The sequence below is a fragment of the Glaciecola punicea ACAM 611 genome (assembly GCF_000252165.1).
Classification (GTDB): Bacteria; Pseudomonadota; Gammaproteobacteria; order Enterobacterales; family Alteromonadaceae; genus Glaciecola; species Glaciecola punicea.
In genome coordinates this window covers 1-20,136 of record NZ_BAET01000014.1, presented here as the reverse complement: position 1 = coordinate 20,136, position 20,136 = coordinate 1, and the positions used below count along the sequence as shown (strand labels likewise).

Sequence of the window (20,136 nt, the reverse complement as noted above, 5' to 3'; positions counted from 1 at the left end):
TCATAAATTGACTAAGAAACAGCGTTTAGTTACCCAGTATTAGGTGATTGGGTGTTGATTAATGGAGTATGTTTGGATAACATTAAAAGCCTGAAATTGTTGCTGCGCATAATTTGCCTCAGCAAAGTGTACTATATTCCAAATTAAGACAACCAGAGCACAAATATGACCCGCATTATAAACTTATCGCATCATCATCACGTAAGCACCTAAGCTTTCAGGTATGTGCCTGGAAGGCTATGGTTTCCTTCCACCGGCGATAAACGTATTGTAAAGCCCTCGGAAGAAAACTTCCGGGGGCTTTTTACTGTTAAGGCTGTACTGTTTGCGAAGGCTACAGTCGTAAAGCAATTTAGTAATACTTAAATATAAGATCAAAAAGGAAACAACATGAGCCAAAGCAATAGACTACGTATAGCTATTCAGAAGTCGGGCCGCTTGAGTAGCGAAAGCATTGCACTTTTGAAAGCCATTGGCATCAAGCTCCAAATTCGCGACCGCTTATTAATAGCACACTCTACCAATCAGCCAATCGATTTGCTGCGCGTGCGCGATGACGATATCCCCGGCTTAATTATGGATGGCGTGGTCGACTTAGGCTTTATTGGCGAAAATGAATTAGAAGAAAAAATGCTTGAACGCCGAGCCTCCAAAAAAGCCCATGAATTTAAAACCCTAAGGCGTTTAGATTTCGGCGGATGTAGACTATCCATAGCAGTGCCTACTGAATTTAAGTATGATTCAGTTGCCTCATTAAACGGTAAAAAAGTTGCCACTACTTATCCTTATTTATTAGAGCGCTTTTTTGCTGAAAAAGGGATTAGCGCTAAAGCCGTCATGCTCACAGGCTCCGTTGAAGTTGCGCCCCGTGCAGGCGTGGCCGATGCCATATGTGATTTAGTCTCTACCGGTGCAACTCTTGAGGCAAACGGCTTAAGAGAAGAAGATGAAGTGTTTGTTTCCAAGGCGGTCTTAATTCAAAAATCGGAAGACCTTTCTCCCGACAAGCAAGCATTAATAACGCGCCTACTGCCGCGCATAGACGGCGTACTGCAAGCAAAAGAAAGCAAATATATAATGCTACATGCGCCTAAAAATTACCTAGAACAAGTCAAATCATTGCTGCCAGGCGCTGAAGATCCTACTGTACTGCCCCTTGCAGGTATCAACGATAGGGTCGCCATTCACGTGGTGAGTTCTGAAACGCTGTTTTGGGAAACTATGGAAAAACTAAAAGCCTTAGGTTGTAGCTCCATTCTGGTGCTGCCAATTGAGAAAATGATGGGTTAATGCGATGACAATGCCTCAAGCAATTATATGGAATGACTTAAGTAAGCCGATGCAAACAGCAGTACTTGCTAGGCCCGCTTTAGCCAACTCGGCTCTACTAAAAGACACAGTGAGTAAAATTTTACTGCGTGTACAAACCACGGGCGATCAAGCGGTGCTTGACTACACCCGCGAGTTTGACCGAGCTGAATTAAAAGATGGCTTACGCTTACCTGTAGCCCTAATAGCGCAGGCTAAAGCTGCCTTAAGCATTGATGTAATAAGCGCCATTGACTTGGCCTACCAGAACATAAAAACCTTTCATGAAGCACAAATACCACGCGACATAAGCATTGAAACCCAACCTGGCGTTCTTTGTGAGCAAAGACATGTTGCGTTAGAAACAGTGGGTTTATATATACCTGGTGGCAGTGCTCCCTTACCGTCAACGGTGCTAATGTTAGGCGTTAGCGCACAAGTTGCTGGCTGTGAGTTACCCATATTATGCACGCCGCCTTCGCCTCAGGGTAAAATAGCGCCAGAGATATTATATGCAGCGCACAAATGCGGTATTGAACATATTTACTTGTGCGGCGGCGCTCAAGCCATTGGCGCAATGGCCTACGGAACAAGCACTATTCCTAAAGCCGATAAAATATTTGGCCCTGGCAACAGCTTTGTTACAGAGGCTAAGCAGCAGGTCAGTAAAGACGTAGCAGGCGCCGCTATCGACATGCCAGCAGGCCCATCAGAAGTGTTAGTGTTAGCCGACAAGTATGCAAACCCAAGTTTTGTGGCCTCAGATTTGCTGTCACAGGCTGAGCACGGACCCGACTCACAAGCAGTCGTGATTGCCGATGACGCCGACTTTATCAAGCAAGTGCAGCAGCAAGTATTGCTGCAATTGCCCAAACTGAGCCGCCACAGCATTGCTGAAAAATCTATTGCCAATAGCCGCTTCATTGTGACTGATTCACTGGCTCAGTCTATTGAAGTGACTAATCAATACGCCGCCGAGCATTTAATTATTCAAACCCAGAATGCCAGCGAAGTGGCAGTGAAAGTAAAGCATGCAGGTTCAATCTTTGTGGGTGAGTTTTCCCCAGAATCGGCAGGCGACTATGCCAGTGGCACAAATCACGTGTTGCCTACCTATGGCTATGCGCGCAATTACTCGTCTTTAGGCCTGCTTGATTTTATGCGCCGATTTACGGTGCAAACCATCAGCCGAAGCGGTCTGAATATTATTGGCAAAGCAATTATCGACTTAGCCAACGCTGAAGGACTAGATGCCCATGCAAATGCGGTCGCCTTACGCTTAAATATATCGAAGGGAAATGTCAGTGACTGATTGGCTTGAACAGTTAACCACACAGCATGTGCGAGATCTTACGCCTTATGAGTCTGCTCGGCGCTTATTTGGCGCAAGTGAGGGCAATCAGCGCGTATGGCTTAACGCTAATGAATCACCACAGGCGAACGAATATACCCTGCAAAGCAGCTTGCTAAACCGTTATCCAGACTGTCAGCCACCTAAGCTGCTAGCCCAATACGCACAATACACAGGCCTTATGCCTGAGCAAATAGTCACTACGCGAGGTGCAGATGAAGGTATTGAGCTATTAATTAGAGCTTTTTGCCAACCCGGACGTGATAGCGTGCTTATTTGCCCGCCTACTTATGGCATGTATGCCATAAGTGCCAATACGTTTAACGTTGGCGTAGAAAAAGTGCTATTAAACCAAGATTTCAGTGTAAACGTGAGCGCGATAAATAGCTTTGTAGGCAAGGTTAAATTAATTTTTTTATGTTCACCCAATAATCCTACCGGCACCATTATGGCGCAAGAAGATCTTGAGTGCATACTCACCGCCTACAGTAATAATGCCATAGTGGTACTTGATGAAGCCTACATAGAATTTAGCGCAGGCTGTGCAAAAACTGCGCTGTTGGCTAAATATCCGCACTTAGTGATTCTTCGCACACTTTCCAAAGGCTTTGCATTAGCCGGAATTCGCTGTGGGTTCGTGCTAAGTTCGGTGCACATAAAAAGCATATTATTAAAGGTAATTGCCCCCTACCCTGTGCCCGATCCTGTTGCCCAAATTGCGATGCAAGCATTAAGCACAGTTGGCATAGAGCTTATGCGGGCAAACGTAAAGTGCTTAAGCGCTCAGCGCACATTGTTAAGCGAGCAGCTCAGGCAAGTAGCAGGCATTACCCTTATGGGCGATCAGTGCGGTAATTTTATATTATTTAACAGCGCTCACAGCAAAGCACTTATGCACTACTTGGTAGAAAAGAATGTACTTATTCGCGATCAGTCAAAGCAAGTCATGCTCGATAACTGCTTACGCATTAGCATTGGTACAAAACAGCAAAACGCCCAGCTAATGACATTAATTGAGACCTTTTTTTCACAACAAAAAGGCAGCCATTCGACCAATCAAGAGGTAGCACGATGAGTCAACAAGCCATATTATTTATAGACCGAGACGGTACGCTAGTGGAAGAGCCGCCTGTTGATAAGCAGCTAGACAGCCTAGAAAAATTGGTATTTGAAAACAACGTTATTCCTAGTTTGTTAGCACTGCAAAAAGCAGGCTTTAGACTAGTAATGGTGTCAAACCAAGACGGTTTAGGCACTAAAAGCTTTCCACAAGAAACCTTCGATGCACCGCATCAGGTTATGATGCAAATATTTAGCAGCCAAGGCGTGGTATTTGACGATGTACTCATTTGCCCACACTTTGATAGTCACGACTGCAGCTGCCGCAAGCCTAAACTGGGCTTGGTAAAAGACTATTTACAGCAAGGCAAAGTAGACTTTACCCGCTCTTTTGTCATTGGCGATCGCGATACTGACATAGCATTAGCCAATAACATGGGCATTGTAGGTATTAAGTACGACTCCACCGTCAACAACTGGGATAGCATTGTTAAACAAATCACCGTCAAAGCCAGAACCGCGGTGGTAGAACGCAACACATCCGAAACCAAGATAAAAGTCGCGGTTAACCTCGACAGTCAAGAAAAGTCTGACATTCATACCGGCATGGGTTTTTTCGATCATATGCTTGACCAAGTGGCCACCCATGCAGGTTTTTATCTTCAGGTACACGTAGACGGTGACCTGCACATAGACGACCATCACAGCGTTGAAGATACCGCACTAGCGCTAGGCGAGGCGCTTAAAAAAGCCTTGGGCGACAAGCGTGGCATCGCCCGCTTTGGTTTTGCGCTGCCTATGGATGAGTGTAGAGCGGAGTGTTTAATGGATATTTCAAACCGCCCCCACCTTCAGTTTGACGCGCAGTTTAGTCGCGATAGCGTAGGTGAAATGGCAACTGAAATGGTCCCTCACTTCTTTTATTCTATTGCACAGTCCATGGGCTTGTCTTTGCACTTGTCTACCACCGAGGGTAACGCACATCATCAGGTTGAAAGCTTGTTTAAAGTATTTGGCCGTGCACTTCGCCAAGCGATTAGCAAACAAGGCGATGTAATGCCAAGTACAAAAGGTGCGCTGTAAATGGCGCTGGCGTCACTAGTTATTATTAATACTGGCTGCGCTAACATTGCGTCGGTCAAATTTGCGGTAGAACGTTTAGGTATTCAGGCCTTTGTGTCGGACGACGTTAATGAAATAAACCAAGCTCAGCGCGTTATATTACCCGGTGTAGGAAGCGCTCCAGCGGCAATGGCAAGTATTGAGCGAAAGCAGCTTACGGCTTGTATCCAGTCATTACAACAGCCTGTGTTAGGCGTCTGTTTAGGCATGCAGCTAATGGTGCAAAGCTCACAAGAAAATCATTTAGGCAACCATCGAGACACGCCTTGTTTAGGCCTGTTACCTGGCCATGTTGAGAAAATGAAAGCAGGTGATTTAACATTGCCCCACATGGGTTGGAATAGAGTTTACAGCCTTAGCGATAACCCTTTATTTGATGATATTGATGAGGGCGCACACTTTTATTTTGTGCATGGCTATAGTCTCGCAAAATACGAACATACCTTAGCAACCTGTCATTATGACAGCGATTTTTCAGCGGCAATTTATAAAGATAACTTTTTTGGCGTACAGTTTCACCCCGAACGCTCAAGTGACGCAGGCGCGCAGTTACTTAAAAACTTTTCAAGGATTTAAGCTTCATGATTATACCCGCTATCGATCTTATTCAAGGCAAAGTGGTGCGCTTATACCAAGGCGACTACGCACAAACCACTGAGTATCAATTAGACCCTGTTGAAGTGGTGAAAGATTACGCGAGTCAAGGGGCTAAAATACTGCATATAGTGGATTTGACCGGCGCTAAGGATCCTAGTTTACGCCAAATTCCGTTGATTAAATCGATGGTGGCAACCGGCCTCATGGCGTTTCAAGCAGGCGGCGGCGTGCGCAGTAAACAAGACGTGATTGATCTCCTAGCGGCGGGTGTAGACCGAGTGGTTATAGGCTCCTTAGCGGTTAGCGAACAAGCTTTAGTGGCCGGCTGGTTTGAAGAATTTGGGGCTGAAAAAATCGTCCTTGCCCTTGACGTAAATATAGATAAAAACAACAATAAATTTGTGGCTACCCATGGCTGGCAGCAAAACTCAGGGGTGAGTATCGATTCACTCATCGCGCATTATTCATCAGTAGGATTAATCCACGTATTATGCACCGACATAAGCAAAGACGGCACTTTAAAAGGTGCCAATAACGGTTTGTATAAAGAGCTTGTAGCGCAATATCCAGATATTGTATGGCAGGCATCGGGCGGTATCGGCAGTTTAAGCGACATAACCGCACTTAAGCCCACTCATGTTCAAGGGGTAATACTCGGCAGAGCCTTGCTAGAAGGTAAATTCACCTTAGAGGAGGCAATCGCATGCTGGCAAAACGTATAATTCCTTGCTTAGACGTGCGCGATGGCGTGGTGGTAAAAGGCGTGAAATTCAGAAATCATGAAATTATTGGCGACATAGTGCCGCTTGCGCAGCGATATGCGCAAATTGGCGCTGACGAACTGGTGTTTTATGATATTACTGCGTCAAGCGACGAACGCGTAGTAGACAAAAGCTGGGTTAGCCAAATAGCACAGGTTATTGATATTCCATTTTGCGTAGCCGGCGGCATAAAAACCGTTGAAGATGCCGGTCATATTTTGGCTATGGGCGCAGACAAGATTTCGGTCAACAGCCCTGCCCTTAGCAATGTCCAGTTAATAACCGATTTATACAACACCTTCGGGCAACAGTGTGTAGTAGTGGGCATCGATAGTTTTTTTAACCCCGACACCCAAGCCTACGAGGTTTACCAGTTCACGGGTGATGAAACACGCACTCAAAAAACAAAATGGCAAACACTCGACTGGATACAAGAAGTACAAAGCGCAGGCGCCGGTGAAATAGTGCTTAACTGCATGAACCAAGACGGTGTGCGCAACGGCTACGATATTGAACAGTTAGCAAAAGTACGTGAAAAATGCAAAGTCCCCTTAATTGCCTCAGGCGGCGCCGGCACCATGACGCATTTTACTGAGGTATTTAAGCAAGCGGGTGTAGACGGAGCACTGGCTGCCTCGGTATTTCATAAGAACATTATTGCCATGGATGAACTCAAGGCGTATTTAGCCGCTCAGGGTATTGAAATTAGACAGTAAAAGAAGATTCAGTCAACACCACAACACCACAACACCATGTTCGCGTTAAAAACACATAGGAACACACATGAAAGTGACATCAGAAAATTTACAAGAGCTTGCCTGGGACAAAATGAAAGGTTTGCTACCATGTGTCGTTCAAGATGCCACCAGTGGACAAGTTCTTATGCTAGGGTATATGAATAAAGACGCGGTTAATGCGACTATAAGCAAGGGTTTAGTCACTTTTTTTAGCCGTAGCAAACAGCGCTTATGGACCAAAGGTGAAACCTCTAACAACACCTTAGAGCTAGTGGATATTAGCGCCGACTGTGACAGTGACAGTTTACTGGTGCTAGCAAACGCGAATGGTCCCACCTGTCACAAAGGCACAACTTCATGTTGGAATGAATCAAACATTTGTGATGTAGGTTTTTTAGCACAGTTAGAGTCGGTCATAGCATCGCGCAAAAATGCGCCTGCTGATTCTAGCTACACAGCATCTTTATACGCCAGCGGCATTAAACGCATTGCTCAAAAAGTAGGCGAAGAAGGCGTGGAAACCGCGCTAGCGGCAACGGTTCGCGACCTAGAAGAGCTTAAAAACGAGTCGGCAGATTTAATTTATCACTTAATAGTATTGCTGCAGGCTAGCGACCTATGTTTGTCAGACGCGATAAAAGTATTAAAAGAACGTCATAATAAATAGGTTTAAAATCATAAGCTTATAAAAAAATAAGAAATAATGTGTCAATAGTAATTGAAAAATCATAAGTCAATCCTATATATGTATTGTGGACGCCGAAAGGGTTCACTGATAAAGCCAATAGGGTATTAACCTTTAGCTTATCAACTGCTTATCGCCGAATAGTCGGGATAAGGTAAATAACAACCTTACATATTGCTTAATAGGAAGGATATGACCATGAGAACCATCGATTTATCACCATTATACCGTTCATTTATTGGCTCTGATCACTTAGCGTCTATGATTGACACCGCCAATCGCCAAGAAAAACAAACTAGCTATCCGCCATACAATATAGAATTGTTGGGCGAAGATAAGTACCGTATTACCATGGCTGTTGCAGGCTTTGCAAAAGATGACGTGATCATTGAAGTGCAAGAAAACACCTTAAAAGTAACAGGCAACAAAGAGTCAGAAACTGAAAACGCGAGCAAAGAACCCGGCAGCGAAGAAACGCAGCAGCGAAAGTATCTACACAAAGGCATTTCCGAACGTAATTTCGAACGCAAGTTCCAATTAGGTGACAACGTAAAAGTGTTAGCCGCTGACTTACAACACGGTATGCTTCATATAGACTTAGAGCGCGTGGTTCCTGAAGCACAGAAGCCTCGAAGAATTGATATTGGCAGCACAGTGATAGAAAATCAGTAAGCTCTATTACATGATTGATGTGTTTCCCTAGACACCTAAAAGGCGCTTAACAGCGCCTTTTTTTATGGCTGTCATTTATACTATATTGCTTAGGCGGGCTTTACTATCGCCTTTTATGGATCGTCGCTGACGCCCGGCGCCCAGAACACGGGGCTATGCGCGATACCTTACAGCACTTAGTTGGCGAGACTGTTAACCGCCGCGACTAAAAAGCAGACCCCAGACCAAGAAGAAAAATCAACGCCGGCGCCAGAAACGGTAAAGCCTGCATCTAAAAAAAAGCAAGTTAGACTTTACGGTGAACATAATAGACATTGGCACCGTGTCAATGTCTGCGTTCGCGCTTCTTAGCCGATTTATAAGTAAAAGTATGATAATGGTCTGCAAACTAAAAGCCGACGTAAAAAGATTACTTTGTTTCTATTAACCTAGCGATTATACCCAAGGTGGTTATTATGCCAAGTATTCTTAACGTATCCACGGCTGTTTAGTATGGTAGTAACTACGTACAATAATCGCAGCACTATCATTACTTTATCCCCTAACCGCTCCGCAACGTGGCAGCAAACAAAGTGGGGCATTGCCGTAATGGTTTTTGTTGTAATGACAATTGCAATAGCATGGTCGTTTGTAGGCGCATGGATAGTGCTTCCTTTTGCTGGGATTGAAGTGGGTCTGTTTGCCTACTTAATGTACCGAGTATCGATATTCACGCATACCCAACAGACAATTTATATAGATCCTACGGTGGTTAATGTTGAGGTCGGCTATCGCAAAAAACAAAGCTTAGCTGAAATGTCCAGAGCACAGCTTAATGTATTTTATTCAGAATCAGAAAATAACTGGGAGCTTCCGCGCATAGCATTATGCACCCATAAGCATAAGCAAGAAGTGGGCGAGTTCTTAAATTTGGACGATCGTAAAAAGCTAAAGGATGCGCTGCAAAGTGCAGGCCTTATTATTTGCCGAAACAAATGGTGGATCAGCTGATCTAATCGCTTAGCAAACGAGTTTAAATAAACACGCACACCATTATTGGCTAATGAAACATGAATTTATATATTGAATCAATTGAAGGCGGTACGTTTATCGCCAGTATTGGTAGAAATTCTGGAGAAAAACAATTAAAAGACAAGTATCGCAATAGTAGAAGTTTTCAGTCTATACGGGATATAAAGGAACAGCTATCGGACCAAGAATTTGAACAAGTATGGCTTAAGCAAAACACACCATACGATGAGATGTGTGGCAATCAAGACCCTGAACAAAAACTAATGATGGAACTAGACTGGTCGTAAATTTAACTTCCTAAGTACTTATTATATTGTGTAACATAGTGCGACTACTTGATGCAAAAGGAATGTTTAATTTGTCTGCTTACGATTACATAATAGTGGGAGCCGGTTCAGCGGGATGTGTACTAGCCAGTCGACTTTCACAAGATCCAAATATAACTGTTTGCTTACTTGAAGCTGGCAAAAAAGACACGCACCCAGCCATTCATATTCCTTTTGGCATCGCATTAATGAGCCAGCTACCCTTTCTTAATTGGAATTACGAATCGGCGCCAGTGCCCCATATGAATAATCGGGCAATGTATTGGCCTCGCGGCAAAACGCTAGGCGGTTCAAGCTCAATAAACGCAATGTGTTACATTCGTGGACACCCTGAAAACTATAACGACTGGGCAAAACAGGGTGCGCAAGGCTGGGACTGGTCTTGTGTAATGCCTTACTTTCGAAAAAGTGAACATAACTCCCGAGGTATTTCGACTTATCACGGCGGCGCGGGGCCCTTATCGGTTAGTGATCTGAAGCACGTTAACCCAGTCACATTAGACTACATAGAGTCAGGCAAGCTTGCCGGTACTGCTCAAAACCCTGACTTTAATGGCTTAAGTCAAGAAGGAGTTGGTCTTTATCAGGTAACGCAGTCCAACGGTTCTCGCTGCTCCACTGCCAAAGGCTATTTAAGCGACAGTGTAAAAGATAGGCCTAACCTGACTATTTTTACGCAGAGCGATGTATCTTCAATCGTTATTGAAAACGGCGCTGCAACAGGCGTGAACGTATTAATAAAAAACAAACTTAGCATTCTTAGCGCAAATAAAGAAGTGCTACTATGTGCAGGCGCAATCAATTCTCCGCAGTTATTATTACAATCAGGTATAGGCCCTAAAGAAGAGCTTGAGCGTGTAGGTATAAAGCTTGTGCTCGACTTGCCTGGCGTAGGCAAAAACCTACAGGATCATTTAGACGGCACTATTTTATTTAAACAAAAACAGACCAAGGGCTATGGTCTATCATTTAGCAGTATAATAAAAAACGCTACTGCACCTTATCAGTATTGGCGTCATAAAAAGGGCTTGCTTACGTCTAACATTGCTGAAGGCGGTGCCTTTATTAAATCATCCAGCGAAAAGACCGTTCCTGATATACAAATACATTTTTTACCTGGACTACTGCTTGATCATGGGCGCACCAAGCCATTCGGCCACGGCTTTACCTTTCATTTTTGCAACTTATACCCCAAAAGTCGCGGCAGTGTCTCCTTAAGCCTTAAAAAGGGTAAAGTAGTCGTTTGCATCGAACCTAATTATTTGCAAAATGAAGCTGATATTGCGCCTATGCTGGCTGGCTATAAATGGGCGCATAAAGTGGCAACAACCGGGCCATTAGGCAAAGATGCTAGCGCCTATATGCCTAATGCAACCTTACAAACAGATGAACAAATAATTGACTATATTAGGGGTAACGCGGAATCTATTTATCATCCGGTAGGCACCTGTAAAATGGGCAGAGAAGACGACCCAAGCAGTGTGGTAAATTCAGCGCTTCAGGTTAAAGGATTGACTAAGTTGAGAGTGGTCGATGCCTCTATAATGCCCACAATTATCGGAGGTAACACTAACGCGCCTACGATAATGATTGCTGAAAAAGCGGCAGATATGATAAAGGCGTTTAACGCAAGAGAAACCCCATGTTAGCCTACGCTATCCTTGCTTACATTACATAAAGAAAGATCCTAATAATCTACCGATTAGCAGGACCTTTTTATTCACAATTATTTGTTAATATAATAAGGTTGATAGCTGTGAGCTGACCACATCGACAGACTGTGTTCCGTCGAGCTTATTATACACACACACGCCTTCATCGGCGGCGCTTGAGTAATATTCAATTAAGGGCTCTGTTTGCGTATGATACACGGCCAGACGATCTCTCACGGTGCTTTCTTTATCATCTTCACGCACGATTAGGTCATCGCCAGTTTCGTTGTCTTTACCTTCAACTTTAGGTGGATTATAGCTTATATGATACACACGACCTGAAGCAGGATGCACTCTTCGACCACTCATACGTTCAACTATTACGTCGTCTGGTACATCAAACTCTATTACGTTATCTATTTTAACCTGAGCCTCTTTCATGGCGTCGGCCTGCACAATAGTACGTGGGAAGCCGTCGAGTAAGAAACCATTTTCGCAGTCAGCTTGGGCTATGCGCTCTTTTACCAAGCCTATTATTATGTCATCTGATACCAAATTACCAGTGTCCATTACTTTTTTAGCCGCTAAACCCATTTCGGTGCCTGCCTTAATGGCTGAACGAAGCATGTCGCCCGTAGAAATTTGCGGTATACCAAACTTATTCATTAAAAACTGAGCCTGCGTTCCTTTGCCGGCGCCAGGGGCACCAAGAAGAATAATGCGCATTAAGATCTTCCACCTTATTATTTGATTAGTATTGAGAAATGTAAATTTTATATTAAATAAACTCTACCTCTTAGGTGGGGCATAGACAAGCGCTATTCAGTAAAATTCATCATACTTTAGGCGTAATCTATTTCCCGCATGCAAACACTTCATTTGTATCGCTTTAACGCATAAAAAAGCCAACATGATGACGATGTCATATTGGCTTTTATTGTTAACGCTTTACCGCTGTTTTATCTTACTAAATTCGCCAGTAAAGCGTTTAAGTTTTTGACAAAACTAGCAGGCTCTTTCAAGCTGCCTTGCTCTGATAAAGCGGCTTGGTCATATAGCACTTGTGTCCACTGTGAGAACTGTTCCTCGTCTTGCACGTCAGACACAATCTTAACTAAGTCATGCTCTGGGTTTAGCTCAAAAATATACTTAGGCTCTGGTACTGCTTGGCCAGCAGACTGCATTAGTTTTGCCATTTGCGTTGTCATACCGTCGTCGGTAGCGACTATACAAGCGGGTGAGTCAGTTAGCCTATGGGTAAACTTAACGTCAGACACTTTTTCGCCTAATGCTGCTTTCATACGGACAAGCAAGCCTTCAACCGCTTTTTCTGCATCTTCTTTAGCTTTCTTAGTTTCGTCATCGTCTAAGTCGCTCAAATCTACGCTAGCGCTAGCCGCAGACTTTAGGGTCTTACCATCAAATTCATTTAGGTGTGACATTAACCATTCGTCAATACGCTCGCCCAACAATAGCACTTCTCGCCCTTTCTTACGGAACACTTCCAAATGAGGGCTAGTGCGAGCTGCTTGGTATGAATCGGCTGTCACATAATAAATAGTCTCTTGGCCCTCTGGCATACGCTCAATATACTGCGCAAGCGATACTGTTTGCTCGTTACCGTCATTATGCGTCGTAGCGAATCGTAACAAACCAGCAATTTTTTCTTTATTGGCAAAATCTTCAGCCGGGCCTTCTTTTAATACGTTACCAAATTCATTGTAGAAAGCTTGATACTTTTGGGCGTCGTTCTTAGCCATTTTTTCTAGCATACTCAAAATGCGCTTAGTACAGCCTTGGCGAATAGCTTGGGTAATTTTATTGTCTTGTAATATTTCACGAGACACATTCAGCGGTAAATCGTTTGAGTCAAGCAAGCCTTTTACAAAGCGTAAATAAGTAGGCATGAATTGCTCTGCATCGTCCATTATGAAAACGCGCTGAACATACAGTTTAAGACCGCTAGTCTGCTCGCGGTTCCACAGGTCAAACGGAGCTTTAGATGGTATATAAAGTAAACTTGTATACTCTGTTTTACCTTCTACTTTATTGTGTGACCAAGATAAAGGGTCGGCGTAGTCACGTGATACATGCTTATAAAATTCGGTGTACTCTTCGTCTGATATGTCAGACTTTTCACGTGTCCACATCGCAGTAGCTTTATTTACCGTTTCCCAAACGCCTGACTGGGCTGGGATTTTTTCACCATCGGGACCATCAGGACCTTCGCTCTCAGGCACTTCTTCTTTATAAAGCTCTACCGGAATACTAATGTGATCAGAATATTTAGTAATGATTGAACGTAAGCGCCAGTCATCTAAAAATTCTTTTTCTTCTTCTTTTATATGCAGAATAATTTCTGTGCCACGGCCTTGCTTTTCAATATCGGCAACCGCGAATTCACCCTCACCAGCAGAAATCCATTGCACGCCTTCGCTAGCTTTTGCACCAGCAGCACGCGTATTAACAGTTACTTTATCGGCCACTATGAATGCAGAATAAAAGCCTACACCAAATTGACCAATAAGAGATGAGTCTTTGGCTTCGTCGCCTGAGAGCTTGCCGAAAAACTCAGCTGTACCTGATTTTGCGATAGTACCTAAGTTTTTAATAACTTCTTCTTTACTCATGCCTATGCCGTTGTCAGACACCGTTAACGTACCGGCGTCTTTATTCACGCTAAGCCTTACGTTAAGTTCGCCGTCGCCTTCGTAAAGGTCGGCATTAGAAAGTGCTTTAAAGCGCAGCTTGTCAGCCGCATCGGCAGCGTTTGATACAAGTTCGCGCAAGAAAATTTCTTTGTTTGAATACAAAGAATGGATCATTAGTTGCAGCAGTTGCTTAACTTCGGCTTGAAAACCATGCGTTTCGTGTTGGACTTTTTCAGTCATGATAAAGGGTCTCCTGTAAATCTAAAAGTGAGTGATTTTGTTGTGGAGTAGATTTGAGGGTGATTTGAGTAAATTCAACAGTTTTAGTGAATATATTTTAAGAAAAACTAAAACTCTCTGCGGCCACTAAAGGCGTGGGTGAGTGTATTGCCGTCTATATATTCTAATTCGCCGCCTACCGGCACACCATGCGCTATTCGGGTAGTTCTTATACTATGCTTTTTGCACATTTGGGAGATATAATGCGCAGTGGCTTCACCTTCCACAGTGGGGTTGGTGGCTAGAATAACTTCTTCAATTTTATCTTGCTGTAAACGCTGCGCCAATATGTCTAAACCAATTTCATTCGGCCCAATCCCGTCTATAGGCGACAAATGTCCCATTAGCACAAAGTACGTACCTTTGAACTGGCTTGTTTGCTCTATTGCCAATACGTCTTGGGGCGACTCAACAATACAAATTTGCTGCGACTCTGCGCGACTTGGGTTGTTGCATAAATTACACAACTGCGCCTCAGTAAACGTTCTACATTGCTCGCAGTTGTTGATGTGCTCCATTGCGTTGTGTAATGCTTGGCTGAGCTTTAGAGCGCCCCCACGGTTACGTTCTAGCAGATTGAATGTCATTCGCTGGGCGCTTTTAGCACCAACGCCCGGAAGGCATTTAAAAGCGGTAATGAGTTCGTCTATTAAGGGGCTGTGTGACATGCTTATTTTATTGTACCTTTAAATATTTTGCAAAATATATGAGCTTCTCTGAATTTCTCACTGACCACATGACATAAATAATAGTTGCGACACTGTCGCAACTATTTAGCGTTTTTAAAACGGCATTTTAAACCCGTCTGGAAGTCCCATTGTACCGGTCACATCGCCCATCTTTTCTTTGGTGGTTTCTTGTACGCGGCGAACGGCGTCGTTCATGGCTGCTGCGACTAAATCTTCGAGCATTTCTTTGTCGTCGCCAACTAAAGCGTCGTCAACCTGTACGCGGCGTACGTTATGATTACAGGCCATGGTAATTTTAACCATACCAGCGCCTGACTCGCCCACGACTTCAATTGTGGCTAAATCTGCTTGCGCTTTTTGCATTTTTTCTTGCATTTGTTGGGCCTGTTTCATCATATTACCCATGCCGCCTTTAAACATACTGTCCTCTCTTTCGTTATGTGTTAATTATTTGCTTATCTTGCTGTTACGCTGCCGTCGACTACTTTTGCATCAAACGCTTTCATAAGCTCTTGAATAGACTCGGTGGTGTTTATTAGTTCAAGTGCGTAACGCATACGCATGTCATTTATACTACTTTGTATCTGAAAAGGAGTGTTTTGAACATCGCCAAGGACAATATCAACTTCAATCTGTTCTCCTAATAACTCCGACACTGTTACCTGTATTTTTTCAACTAAAGATCCTTCGTTAATCTGATGATTTTCATTAGCAAGTGTCAACATCAGTGGGTTAGATAAAGTTGAGCACGTAGTGTTTATTAATAACTGTCTGGTAAGCGCTTGAATATCGGTGGCATTGACAAACGCGCTCCATTGATCAATCTGCGATGCGTTTGTAAGTTTCTCACCGTTGCTTAAAAACGCCGACAGCACCCCAGAAAAAGGTGCAAATTTATGACCCATTTTATACGCAAAGCCGTCCTCAACCACTTGAGTGGCTGGGGTCTCAGGTTCAGACTTTTTTGCGTTTGAATCCTCTTCTTTGTCTTTGGTATACTGCTTCAGCTGCTGGCTCACCTTTAGTAAATCATAGGTATTAGCAGTTGCGCTTGTGTTTGCACTAGCTTGCTTACGATGATCTGGCGTTTGAATAGAAGCTAGATTGAGCGAACGTGATTCACTTTGCTGTGGCTCAGTAAATTGGTTTTCATTGTTATTTGATGCAAATTCATCGCCAAACATATCCGTAGATATAGGCGGCTCTTCATCTGGCAATGGGGGCTGTTCATCATCAAAAAAAGGCGCTTGAGATGCGTTAATTGATGGCCCCTGTTTGAACGGTACATCGCTATCTTGTGATTTATTTTGCGGTGATGATGGCTCAAGTTCACCGCTTAGGGCTGTAGGGTTAGCACTAGTCGATGTCTGCTGAGATAATGACTGCCCTGTGATTTCACCACTTAACTGTTGAAGTCCGGCGTCTAAAGAAGGCTCATTCGACTTTTGTGTAGCATCACTATCTTGTAAATCATGTGTTTGCATTGTCGGCGCTATTGGCTCAGGTAAAGATTCAAACGCAGGCACAGTATTACTGGTGATAATCAAGCTAGCAATGTCTAAATCAATCTTTTGCACAGGCGAAAATGCGAGCATTCTTAATATTGTCATTTGCAGGCCAGTGCGCGCATCAGGCGCATGGGGTAAATCACGCTTACCATTCACGCCAATTTGATACAAAATTTGAATATGTTCCTTAGATAAACTTTTTGCCAGGGTATAAATACCTTTGGCAGAATCAGTGTCTAGTTTGCATACCTGGGGCACAACTTGTGTCAACGCTATTTGATGCAGCAAGCCTAAAAGTTGAGACAAGACTTGAAAATAATCAGGTGACTGTGCGCATATATCTTCAAGCTGGGCTATAGCATTTACACTGTCACGCTCACATATATGCTTAACCAACTTCACAATATGGTTTTTATTTAACAAACCAAGCATAGTGGCCACCACTACCAAGCTAACTTGATTGTTCCCTTGTGCAATTGCCTGATCGGTCAAACTTAATGAATCGCGAATACTGCCTTGCGCCGCTCGCGCTATTTGTGCCAGCGCAGATAGCTCGTACTGAATTTGTTCTTGGCCCAGAATATACGCTAAATGATCTTGGATTTGCTCTGTCGTGAGAGCCTTTAAACTAAACTGTAAACACCGTGAGAGTACGGTTACTGGCAGCTTCTGTGGATCGGTTGTCGCAAGTAAAAACTTCACGTGCTCAGGCGGCTCTTCAAGGGTTTTTAAGAGTGCATTAAAACTATGTTTTGACAGCATGTGCACTTCATCTATTAGATAAACTTTGTATTTCCCGCGTGTTGGACGGTATTGAACGTTATCAAGTAATTCACGTGTATCCTCGACTTTAGTGCGCGAGGCGGCATCAATTTCAAGTAAATCGACATAGCGACCATCACTTATATCCATGCAGGTGTCACACACGCCGCAGGGGTTAGCGCTTTGACCTTGCTCACAGTTCAAACTTTTTGAAAAAATTCGTGCTATCGTCGTTTTACCGACGCCTCGCGTTCCCGTGAACAGATAGGCATGATGAAGCTTATCGTTTTTAAGAGCGTTTGATATTGCATCAACAACATGCTGTTGCCCTACCAATTCAGAAAAGGTTTGAGGGCGCCATTTTCTTGCCAGAACTTGATAGCTCATCGGCTAATTAGTCTCCGTCGAATTCACATATACAATATGGTGTAATGTTAGCCGCTTTAAGTTTTGCTTTTCCGCCAATGTCGGGCAAAGAAATAATAAAGCCAGCGTGTTCAACCACGCCGCCTAAGCGACGGATAAGTGTTGCTGTGGCAATCATAGTACCGCCAGTAGCAAGCAAATCGTCAATCATAAGTACCCTGTCGCCTGGGCTTATAGCGTCTTTATGTATTTCTAAAACATCAGTGCCATATTCAAGCTCATATGATTCAGAAATGACTTCTCGAGGCAATTTTTTAGGCTTACGAACTGGTACAAAACCAACGCCAAGCGCTAACGCTAGCGGCGCCCCAAATAAGAATCCACGTGCCTCAGTTCCCACTACTTTATCAAATTTTAAGCGACTATACTGGTTTTTTAGTAAGTCGATACACGCTTGAAAGGCTTCGTAGTTTTGCAGCACGCTGGTTACATCGCGAAACAAGATCCCTGGCTTAGGATAATCGATAATGGTGGTAACGGCGTCTTTGATCAATTTTTGGGACACACTCTTTCCTTTTATGTGTTTCTTGCAGTAATGCTATTTAAAATGATGTTATTTTTCATAGCTTGTAAACTACCTAATTAAGAAACATTTTAACTGCCCAAGCTACTATATGAAGCAAAGGGAAAGCCAACAATGTGACCACGATAGCGAAAAAATACCACCAGTTAAATACTTCTTTAAACTCGGTGTCATCACTCATGAATACAACCTCAAAATCCTAAATATTTTCGAAGCAGAATAATACTTGATCACGATGAAGAAAAACAGGTTTGTGTCATTCAAATAGTATGAAAATTAATGTTTTGTTGTAAATAGAATATACGTTTGACATACCATAGTGTCAATTTACTAAACGAATTCGGATACTCTCCCTCGTTCGCTAGCGTTGGTTGAACTTTTTCAATTGCACACCAATTATTCTCTTTCAATATCAAAGTTCTTGCGATATTGCCCTTGTAGTAGTTGGCATTCTTGTTGGCCTAGTTACTGGTTTGATAAATGCAGACAATCTGTTGTTATAAAAACCTAATTCGCACGTTTGATTGGCTAACACGACCTAGGACACTGCAAGTGTTGCTCGTATGGATGGAATTTCCAAGTATTTTGGCAACCCTATTTCTGAATACGCCACTAGACATGAGGATATCTGTCTATGTGGCGGGTTCTTGTTATGTTCCCTTATAAACAACTAAACTCTGTAATAACTTTTTATTTTGAACATCTAATAGGAAAAGGTACTGTACTAGCACTAAGTAATAATGTGCGCATTAAGCGAGCTCGTCACCAAATTTCAGAAGATTATAGTAAAAAACTAAGGCTATTTAAAGGAGGCACCACCGACTGGATTTTAGTCAGTTATATTGATAATGCAGGTGTGGTAAAAGCGATTAATCTTACAGGCAGTCTCACCTATGCCAATTATAAAGCTCGGTGCAATAATGACTTACTGCCTTTATGCATGATCTTACCCAATATTATAGTAAAAGCATTTATCTCTATAACGCTTATTAACGCTTAATCAGCTTGAAAAATAATCTGCTTAATTTTAAATAGGAGTAAAATAGCCAATGATATAAGTGATATCGACATAAATAGAGATTCTTAGGCTCATATTTGTCAACACGAAACTGGTGTTAAATATATTTTTAGATTAAGCTTTTAAAACAACAAAACAGTGAGAACGTCATGAAAGCAGAAGAACTGCATGCATTAAAAATAGCCTTTACTTATATGCCAAAATCTATAGAAGTTAATAAATTTGAATATGGTGATAATTACCAGCATGTGTTGGACCACATAAGTTATGTCAGAGAAATCCTATTAGACCACAATATTGATCCTGATGAAGTTGGCGGTGATGTCAACCCAGACTCAACGCCAAATTCTTGCTACTAATTAGGCTCTGGAAGCGTTAAGGTTTTGAATCAATGTTAGGCCAATATTTTTGCATTTTAGCAAGCGCACTCAAGTATTCACTTGTATCGATCTTTGTCACGATAGATATTGAATAACTTAGCGCCTCTATACTAGATAACTGATGCTCCTTCTTAGATTTCCTTATGCTGTATTGTTTAGGCGGCGCTGATTTAAAATGCATTTGCATGAACCTCTGCAACAGTGGAAAGTCTCGCCATATTGAGTAAGCTTGCTTCCAGCTACCGTCTAAAAAAATCAGTGTTTTTATGTTTTTATAAAGATGTTGGTTATTCTCAATTGCTTTGCTCTCATTTGAGGGATAAATTACCGCTGTATTATTAGCATCTAAAGATGTAAGTGTGTTGTTTACTTGTTCACACAAAGCTGTGCTAATTACACGTATCGATGGCGAAACTAAGCACGCTAGTCTTATTGTGTTTTTCGCGTGGAATACTTCTTTTTTGTGCTGGAGAATAATTACGCTTATAGGGAGTTGAATACTGCCTATAGCGCTGCATACGCACGTTGAACTTGGATAATCGCAGTGAGCGCAGTATAAACGTTTTGATGTCATTCTAAATCCTTAGTATATACGTTTCACTGCTGAGTTCGAAAACCG

General features: G+C 42.9%; 21 protein-coding genes and 1 other annotated feature. Of the genes, 14 read left to right on the top strand and 7 right to left on the bottom strand.

Going from position 1 to position 20,136, the window contains the following annotated elements; genetic code table 11:
• The first annotated feature begins 191 nt into the window (after positions 1 to 191).
• Positions 192 to 309 (top strand) — a sequence feature (His leader region).
• Positions 310 to 390: 81 nt separating this feature from the next.
• The 12 genes from hisG (at position 391) to GPUN_RS06980 (ending at position 11,278) form a co-directional block, all read left to right on the top strand.
• A complete protein-coding gene (gene hisG / locus GPUN_RS07035) occupies positions 391 to 1,290 on the top strand; it encodes an ATP phosphoribosyltransferase (RefSeq protein ID WP_006004934.1) in 900 nt (299 codons plus the stop codon).
• A 4-nt stretch (positions 1,291 to 1,294) separates the two neighbouring features.
• Positions 1,295 to 2,620 (top strand): histidinol dehydrogenase, encoded by a 1,326-nt coding sequence (hisD, locus tag GPUN_RS07030; protein ID WP_141567243.1) that lies wholly within the window; start codon positions 1,295 to 1,297, stop codon positions 2,618 to 2,620.
• Positions 2,613 to 3,734 carry a histidinol-phosphate transaminase gene (hisC, locus tag GPUN_RS07025; protein ID WP_006004929.1) on the top strand — a complete coding sequence of 374 codons (1,122 nt, stop codon included), beginning with the start codon at positions 2,613 to 2,615 and terminating at the stop codon, positions 3,732 to 3,734. Before hisD ends, hisC begins: the two co-directional genes overlap by 8 nt.
• Positions 3,731 to 4,801, top strand: coding sequence for a bifunctional histidinol-phosphatase/imidazoleglycerol-phosphate dehydratase HisB (gene hisB / locus GPUN_RS07020; RefSeq protein ID WP_006004927.1), 1,071 nt, complete (start codon positions 3,731 to 3,733; stop codon positions 4,799 to 4,801). Before hisC ends, hisB begins: the two co-directional genes overlap by 4 nt.
• The gene (gene hisH / locus GPUN_RS07015; protein ID WP_006004925.1) at positions 4,802 to 5,416 is read left to right on the top strand and encodes an imidazole glycerol phosphate synthase subunit HisH; all 615 of its coding nucleotides are present in this window, start codon (positions 4,802 to 4,804) and stop codon (positions 5,414 to 5,416) included.
• 5 nt (positions 5,417 to 5,421) lie between these two features.
• Positions 5,422 to 6,159, top strand: coding sequence for a 1-(5-phosphoribosyl)-5-[(5-phosphoribosylamino)methylideneamino]imidazole-4-carboxamide isomerase (gene hisA, locus GPUN_RS07010; protein ID WP_006004923.1), 738 nt, complete (start codon positions 5,422 to 5,424; stop codon positions 6,157 to 6,159).
• The gene (gene hisF, locus GPUN_RS07005; RefSeq protein WP_006004920.1) at positions 6,141 to 6,914 is read left to right on the top strand and encodes an imidazole glycerol phosphate synthase subunit HisF; all 774 of its coding nucleotides are present in this window, start codon (positions 6,141 to 6,143) and stop codon (positions 6,912 to 6,914) included. Before hisA ends, hisF begins: the two co-directional genes overlap by 19 nt.
• Positions 6,915 to 6,981: 67 nt before the next feature.
• On the top strand, positions 6,982 to 7,602 hold the full coding sequence (hisIE, locus tag GPUN_RS07000) for a bifunctional phosphoribosyl-AMP cyclohydrolase/phosphoribosyl-ATP diphosphatase HisIE (RefSeq protein WP_006004917.1): 621 nt from the start codon (positions 6,982 to 6,984) through the stop codon (positions 7,600 to 7,602).
• Between the two features lie 216 nt (positions 7,603 to 7,818).
• Positions 7,819 to 8,292: an Hsp20 family protein gene (locus tag GPUN_RS06995; protein ID WP_006004915.1), complete on the top strand. Its 474-nt coding sequence runs from the start codon at positions 7,819 to 7,821 to the stop codon at positions 8,290 to 8,292.
• A 492-nt stretch (positions 8,293 to 8,784) separates the two neighbouring features.
• Complete coding sequence (locus tag GPUN_RS06990; protein ID WP_006004913.1) at positions 8,785 to 9,282, top strand: DUF2244 domain-containing protein; 498 nt, start codon at positions 8,785 to 8,787, stop codon at positions 9,280 to 9,282.
• Positions 9,283 to 9,341: 59 nt separating this feature from the next.
• Positions 9,342 to 9,590, top strand: coding sequence for a DUF6482 family protein (locus tag GPUN_RS06985; RefSeq protein ID WP_006004909.1), 249 nt, complete (start codon positions 9,342 to 9,344; stop codon positions 9,588 to 9,590).
• 71 nt (positions 9,591 to 9,661) lie between these two features.
• The gene (locus GPUN_RS06980; protein WP_006004907.1) at positions 9,662 to 11,278 is read left to right on the top strand and encodes a GMC family oxidoreductase; all 1,617 of its coding nucleotides are present in this window, start codon (positions 9,662 to 9,664) and stop codon (positions 11,276 to 11,278) included.
• An 84-nt stretch (positions 11,279 to 11,362) separates the two neighbouring features.
• On the opposite strand, the gene adk is transcribed toward GPUN_RS06980, so the two are convergent.
• The 6 genes from adk to apt form a co-directional block, all read right to left on the bottom strand.
• On the bottom strand, positions 11,363 to 12,007 hold the full coding sequence (adk, locus tag GPUN_RS06975; RefSeq protein ID WP_006004905.1) for an adenylate kinase: 645 nt from the start codon (positions 12,005 to 12,007) through the stop codon (positions 11,363 to 11,365).
• Positions 12,008 to 12,240: 233 nt separating this feature from the next.
• On the bottom strand, positions 12,241 to 14,172 hold the full coding sequence (gene htpG / locus GPUN_RS06970; RefSeq protein WP_006004903.1) for a molecular chaperone HtpG: 1,932 nt from the start codon (positions 14,170 to 14,172) through the stop codon (positions 12,241 to 12,243).
• A 107-nt stretch (positions 14,173 to 14,279) separates the two neighbouring features.
• On the bottom strand, positions 14,280 to 14,879 hold the full coding sequence (recR, locus tag GPUN_RS06965) for a recombination mediator RecR (protein WP_006004901.1): 600 nt from the start codon (positions 14,877 to 14,879) through the stop codon (positions 14,280 to 14,282).
• A gap of 114 nt (positions 14,880 to 14,993) precedes the next feature.
• Positions 14,994 to 15,320, bottom strand: a complete 327-nt coding sequence (locus GPUN_RS06960; RefSeq protein WP_006004898.1) for a YbaB/EbfC family nucleoid-associated protein — start codon at positions 15,318 to 15,320, stop codon at positions 14,994 to 14,996.
• Positions 15,321 to 15,355: 35 nt separating this feature from the next.
• Positions 15,356 to 17,557 (bottom strand): DNA polymerase III subunit gamma/tau, encoded by a 2,202-nt coding sequence (dnaX, locus tag GPUN_RS06955; RefSeq protein WP_006004897.1) that lies wholly within the window; start codon positions 17,555 to 17,557, stop codon positions 15,356 to 15,358.
• Between the two features lie 7 nt (positions 17,558 to 17,564).
• Positions 17,565 to 18,101 carry an adenine phosphoribosyltransferase gene (gene apt / locus GPUN_RS06950; protein WP_006004895.1) on the bottom strand — a complete coding sequence of 179 codons (537 nt, stop codon included), beginning with the start codon at positions 18,099 to 18,101 and terminating at the stop codon, positions 17,565 to 17,567.
• 670 nt (positions 18,102 to 18,771) lie between these two features.
• On the opposite strand from apt, the gene GPUN_RS06945 reads away from it, so the two are divergent.
• Together GPUN_RS06945 and GPUN_RS06940 are read left to right on the top strand one after the other, a co-directional pair.
• Positions 18,772 to 19,119: a hypothetical protein gene (locus tag GPUN_RS06945; protein WP_006004890.1), complete on the top strand. Its 348-nt coding sequence runs from the start codon at positions 18,772 to 18,774 to the stop codon at positions 19,117 to 19,119.
• Between the two features lie 167 nt (positions 19,120 to 19,286).
• Positions 19,287 to 19,496, top strand: a complete 210-nt coding sequence (locus tag GPUN_RS06940) for a hypothetical protein (protein WP_006004888.1) — start codon at positions 19,287 to 19,289, stop codon at positions 19,494 to 19,496.
• Positions 19,497 to 19,512: 16 nt separating this feature from the next.
• On the opposite strand, the gene GPUN_RS06935 is transcribed toward GPUN_RS06940, so the two are convergent.
• Positions 19,513 to 20,091 carry a DTW domain-containing protein gene (locus GPUN_RS06935; RefSeq protein ID WP_006004886.1) on the bottom strand — a complete coding sequence of 193 codons (579 nt, stop codon included), beginning with the start codon at positions 20,089 to 20,091 and terminating at the stop codon, positions 19,513 to 19,515.
• Positions 20,092 to 20,136 lie beyond the last annotated feature (45 nt).

What these genes read in the sequence shown, in the direction of transcription:
- hisG (WP_006004934.1), top strand. Translation starts at nt 391, where the DNA reads ATGAGCCAAAGCAATAGACTACGTATAGCTATTCAGAAGTCGGGCCGC.
- hisD (WP_141567243.1), top strand. Translation starts at nt 1,295, where the DNA reads ATGACAATGCCTCAAGCAATTATATGGAATGACTTAAGTAAGCCGATG.
- hisB (WP_006004927.1), top strand. Translation starts at nt 3,731, where the DNA reads ATGAGTCAACAAGCCATATTATTTATAGACCGAGACGGTACGCTAGTG.
- hisH (WP_006004925.1), top strand. Translation starts at nt 4,802, where the DNA reads ATGGCGCTGGCGTCACTAGTTATTATTAATACTGGCTGCGCTAACATT.
- hisA (WP_006004923.1), top strand. Translation starts at nt 5,422, where the DNA reads ATGATTATACCCGCTATCGATCTTATTCAAGGCAAAGTGGTGCGCTTA.
- hisF (WP_006004920.1), top strand. Translation starts at nt 6,141, where the DNA reads ATGCTGGCAAAACGTATAATTCCTTGCTTAGACGTGCGCGATGGCGTG.
- hisIE (WP_006004917.1), top strand. Translation starts at nt 6,982, where the DNA reads ATGAAAGTGACATCAGAAAATTTACAAGAGCTTGCCTGGGACAAAATG.
- GPUN_RS06995 (WP_006004915.1), top strand. Translation starts at nt 7,819, where the DNA reads ATGAGAACCATCGATTTATCACCATTATACCGTTCATTTATTGGCTCT.
- GPUN_RS06990 (WP_006004913.1), top strand. Translation starts at nt 8,785, where the DNA reads ATGGTAGTAACTACGTACAATAATCGCAGCACTATCATTACTTTATCC.
- GPUN_RS06985 (WP_006004909.1), top strand. Translation starts at nt 9,342, where the DNA reads ATGAATTTATATATTGAATCAATTGAAGGCGGTACGTTTATCGCCAGT.
- adk (WP_006004905.1), bottom strand. Translation starts at nt 12,007, where the DNA reads ATGCGCATTATTCTTCTTGGTGCCCCTGGCGCCGGCAAAGGAACGCAG.
- htpG (WP_006004903.1), bottom strand. Translation starts at nt 14,172, where the DNA reads ATGACTGAAAAAGTCCAACACGAAACGCATGGTTTTCAAGCCGAAGTT.
- recR (WP_006004901.1), bottom strand. Translation starts at nt 14,879, where the DNA reads ATGTCACACAGCCCCTTAATAGACGAACTCATTACCGCTTTTAAATGC.
- GPUN_RS06960 (WP_006004898.1), bottom strand. Translation starts at nt 15,320, where the DNA reads ATGTTTAAAGGCGGCATGGGTAATATGATGAAACAGGCCCAACAAATG.
- dnaX (WP_006004897.1), bottom strand. Translation starts at nt 17,557, where the DNA reads ATGAGCTATCAAGTTCTGGCAAGAAAATGGCGCCCTCAAACCTTTTCT.
- GPUN_RS06945 (WP_006004890.1), top strand. Translation starts at nt 18,772, where the DNA reads ATGTTCCCTTATAAACAACTAAACTCTGTAATAACTTTTTATTTTGAA.
- GPUN_RS06940 (WP_006004888.1), top strand. Translation starts at nt 19,287, where the DNA reads ATGAAAGCAGAAGAACTGCATGCATTAAAAATAGCCTTTACTTATATG.
- GPUN_RS06935 (WP_006004886.1), bottom strand. Translation starts at nt 20,091, where the DNA reads ATGACATCAAAACGTTTATACTGCGCTCACTGCGATTATCCAAGTTCA.